Annotated in this window: 4 protein-coding genes; 1 reads left to right on the top strand and 3 read right to left on the bottom strand. The window is 54.2% G+C overall.

Going from position 1 to position 3,648, the window contains the following annotated elements:
• Positions 1–12: 12 nt before the first annotated feature.
• Positions 13–363, bottom strand: a complete 351-nt coding sequence (locus AB7F49_RS38955) for an NAD(P)H-dependent oxidoreductase (protein WP_428533263.1) — start codon at positions 361–363, stop codon at positions 13–15.
• Between the two features lie 6 nt (positions 364–369).
• On the bottom strand, positions 370–1,749 hold the full coding sequence (locus AB7F49_RS38950) for an FAD-binding oxidoreductase (RefSeq protein WP_428533260.1): 1,380 nt from the start codon (positions 1,747–1,749) through the stop codon (positions 370–372).
• 250 nt (positions 1,750–1,999) lie between these two features.
• On the opposite strand from AB7F49_RS38950, the gene AB7F49_RS38945 reads away from it, so the two are divergent.
• Positions 2,000–3,361 (top strand): amidohydrolase family protein, encoded by a 1,362-nt coding sequence (locus AB7F49_RS38945; protein WP_428533257.1) that lies wholly within the window; start codon positions 2,000–2,002, stop codon positions 3,359–3,361.
• 41 nt (positions 3,362–3,402) lie between these two features.
• Here AB7F49_RS38945 and AB7F49_RS38940 read toward each other — a convergent pair.
• Positions 3,403–3,648, bottom strand: a 246-nt coding sequence (locus AB7F49_RS38940; RefSeq protein ID WP_428533254.1) for a substrate-binding domain-containing protein, incomplete at its 5' end; no start/stop codon positions are given.

Raw genomic sequence — 3,648 nt, 5'->3', positions numbered from 1 at the left:
GCAACGATCTCTTCAGCCGTATGTCTCTTCCTTGCCATCAATCTTATCCTCCGTCCGAAAATCATACTTCAGGGAGGACCACTTCAAAGGGGGCAGATCAGTTGCAATGATGATGGCATCGGCCTCTCGGACAGCGTCGACGAAGTGTCGAACGACTGCCGGCGCTCCAGCGCTGTGCATTACATCTACATCAAAAGGAGGGACGTCACGCAGGCCGGGGACATCAACAATGTGAATTCCCTCTGGAGCTTCTTCGATCGCGGCGCGGATGAGCCCCCGATTGAAGGAATGCTCTCGGAGACTCCCGCAAAGAGCGGCGATACGAAATGGTTGTGCAAGAGCAGTGGCATCAGGGTTATTCATGCGTGTTTACTGCTGCTCTGCGCTCGTAGCCGGGGAAGCGGTTGCAGGCAATATATTCTGATTACACCGAAAAACGTTATCCGGGTCATACTTCAACTTGATGGTTTGCAGGCGGGCATATTTCTTGGCGCCGTAAGCATTGCGAACGTCGTCCTGGGTGGCGTCAGGGCCAAAATAATTGACATATGCACCGGTGCCAGACAGATGCGCGACACGGGCTGCCAGGGTTTTGACCCATTGTGCTCCGGCTTCGTCCTCAGCGGGTTTCTCCCATTGGCCAACCATCATTAAATTGAACTTTGCCTGCCGGAATCCAACGGCGGCGCTATCGTCGGCGATACGGTGAACCGCGCCGTGGAAGTGCTCGACGATCACCATGCAGCGTTTAGAAGGGGCGTTTATGATCATGTCGACGATATGAGAGACAAACTCCGGTTCATAAGTTTTGATGGTTTTGGTTCGCCAAAGGGATCGGAAGCCCCATTGTGACCCTGCATCGAGAAAACTTTGCGAGTCGCAATAGGAAAACTCCCGCAAGTTATCCTCTGGATTTCGAAATTGCCGCAACGGATCGAGCGTGGGCTTGCTTTCCTCTTCCGTTCCAATGAATCGCGGCACAACCCGGACGACAGCGCGTCCGTTCTGATCGTACATGAAAAAGAACTCAAATACGCAGTCGTCGGGAATGCTTTTCTCTCGTTGCCAGAAATGGTGAAGAACTTCCTCAGCTTCTTCGATAGGATAGGTGAGAAAACCGGTTACAACTCGGCTGGCTGGATGTAATTGAAATTCGAATGACGTGACGATACCAAAATTGCTTGCGCCGCCACGTAGCGCCCAGAATAAATCCGGGTTTTCGCTGGCGCTTGCTGTAACTTCTGATCCGTTCGCTAAAACAAGATTGATGGAACGGAAATTGTCGCAGGCAAGGCCGTGCCGGCCACGCAATGCGCCAACTCCGCCTCCAAGTGAGAGACCAGCCACGCCGGTGGAGGACACCACGCCGCCTGGGGTAGCCAATCCAAATTGTTGAGCTGCCAGATCGAAATTCGCCCAAGTCGCTCCCGGCGATACTTTCGCACGGCGCAGTTCGTTGTCGACATGCACATCGCGCCACGTGGAGCAGTCAAGCAGGAGTCCGCCGCCGCGCAGCGCAAGACCAGCGGAATTATGGCCGCCGCCTCTAACTGAAATGGAAACATTCGCTTTGCGGGCTGCTTTGATACCCGCAGCGATATGCTCTGGTTTTGTACAGCGGAGCACCGCAAGCGGCCGGGTATCGATTGCCGAATTGAAGATACGGGTAGCGGATTGATAGCCTTCTTCGCGAGGTTCAAAAACGGGGGCTATAGCCTGTTGCTTCAGATCGTTTACGAATGCGCGCACGTATCTCACTCAGTTCATGATGGTGTCAGCCGGCGCTTAGTTACCATGCGGAAAGTGCAATTGCAATCGATTGCATAAGGTGTATGTTGATGCCGCCGACGAGTTGTTATGCCGTACATAATGGAGATTGTCCGTGCAACGCTGTAGCTGTACTGGCCTCGACTTGCCTGATGATTGCATCATTCATGGCGGGCGCTACGCAGGTCCCGAGAGTGCGCTTTCTGCGTGGAGATCGAAGCTGGATGGGCGCGTGGCCCGCATTAGCGATCGGCTTCCTCCGCGCGAGGAGTTTCTTATCCAGGGCGCTGAAATATTGACGATGGACCCCGCACTTGGGGATTTTGCAGGAGGAGATATCCACGTTCGCAACGGCGAAATTATTGCCGTTGGTCACGGGCTATCGGCGCCTAACGCTGCTGTCATCGATGCAAGGAAAAAAATAGCATTGCCTGGCTTCGTCGATACGCATTGGCATCTATGGAACGGTCTATTTCGCGGATTAGTCGGCTTCTACGATCCGAAACTGACATATTTTCCGATGAAGGTAAGACTAGGTCCTCATTACACCCCTGAAGACATGTATCGGGCGGTTCAGCTCAGTCTTGCCGAAGCTTTGGCGTCCGGCATCACCTGCGTTCACAACTGGGCGCATAACATTGTCGTTCCGGAGCATGCGGATGCCAATATCCTTGCGCATTTGGAGACCGGTTTGCGAGGGCGTTTCAGCTACGGTTGGGCAGAGGGGCAGCCCGACCAAGATACCATGGATCTCGAAGATCTCTCGCGCGTGCAGCGCGAGTGGTTCAGCGACAGCGGTCTCTTGACGCTTGGTGTAGCCCTGCGAGGGGCAGAAGGACCGCGCCCTGAGGACCGGCGAGACGCTTATTTGCGAGAATTTGAGGTTGCGCGCCGTCTTGGCGTTCCGATCACGACCCACGTGGCACAGCATCGTGCCGCCGCGCGTCATTCAAAAGCAATTGCGGCACTTGGCCGGGACGGTCTGCTTGGTCCCGATGTTCAACTTGTGCATGCGATCCATGCTACGCCGGAAGATCGGCAGATGATGGCAGAAGCTGGAACGCACCTAAGTCTTAGCCCATTCACTGAACTGCAGGTGGGTATGGGATTCCCGCAGACTACAGAAATGCTCGATGCCGGCATTCTCGTAAGTCTGTCCGTCGATACTCTCGCGGTCACCAACTCCGATATGTTCGCAACGATGAGAGCGATTATCGATGTCGAGCATGCAAGGCACGAGAATCAGAATTTGACCATGCGCCGGGTATTGGAGATGGCGACAATTGACGGGGCACGCGACCTTGGGCTCGATCACTTGATCGGCTCTCTAACGCCCGGGAAACGTGCAGATTTTATTCTCGTCGGAATTGATCAGATTAACATGAGTACGCTGGAAAGCGCTGACTGGGTTCGTCTGCTTGTTCATCATGCGCAGACCTCGAACATTGATCTTGTCTCGGTCGATGGACGTATCCTTAAGCGCGACGGAAAGCCGGTGATGCTTGACGAAAAACGCATCATACATGATGCGCTTCTTTCAACAAAAGCCATCATGGAACGGGCAGGATTGCATGCTCCGCAGCGTCGAAGTTAGCGCTTATCTCTCGATGGTCTCCGACGCGACAGGAGGGTGTACTAAAGGTTTTTCTTGCGCGCAGGTTTTTGGGGCGGCGCGGAAGTTGAGCTGCGGATGATCAGCGATGGCCTGAGTATGATGTGCCGCTTCAAGGGCGCTTCACCGGCGATCTCCAACATCAGTAGCCGCGCTGCTTCACTTCCCATTTCTCGATGAGGAATTCGAATTGTAGTCAGGGGAGGAGACATGATATCAACAAGTGGCATGTCGTTATGGCCGACAATGGAAATGTCCTTCGGGCACCT

This window comes from Pseudorhodoplanes sp., from assembly GCF_050250235.1.
Classification (GTDB): Bacteria; Pseudomonadota; Alphaproteobacteria; order Rhizobiales; family Xanthobacteraceae; genus Pseudorhodoplanes.
The sequence above is the reverse complement of the archived record's forward strand: the minus strand, read 5'-3'. Positions and strand labels throughout refer to the sequence as shown.

What these genes read in the sequence shown, in the direction of transcription:
- AB7F49_RS38955 (WP_428533263.1), bottom strand. Translation starts at nt 363, where the DNA reads ATGAATAACCCTGATGCCACTGCTCTTGCACAACCATTTCGTATCGCC.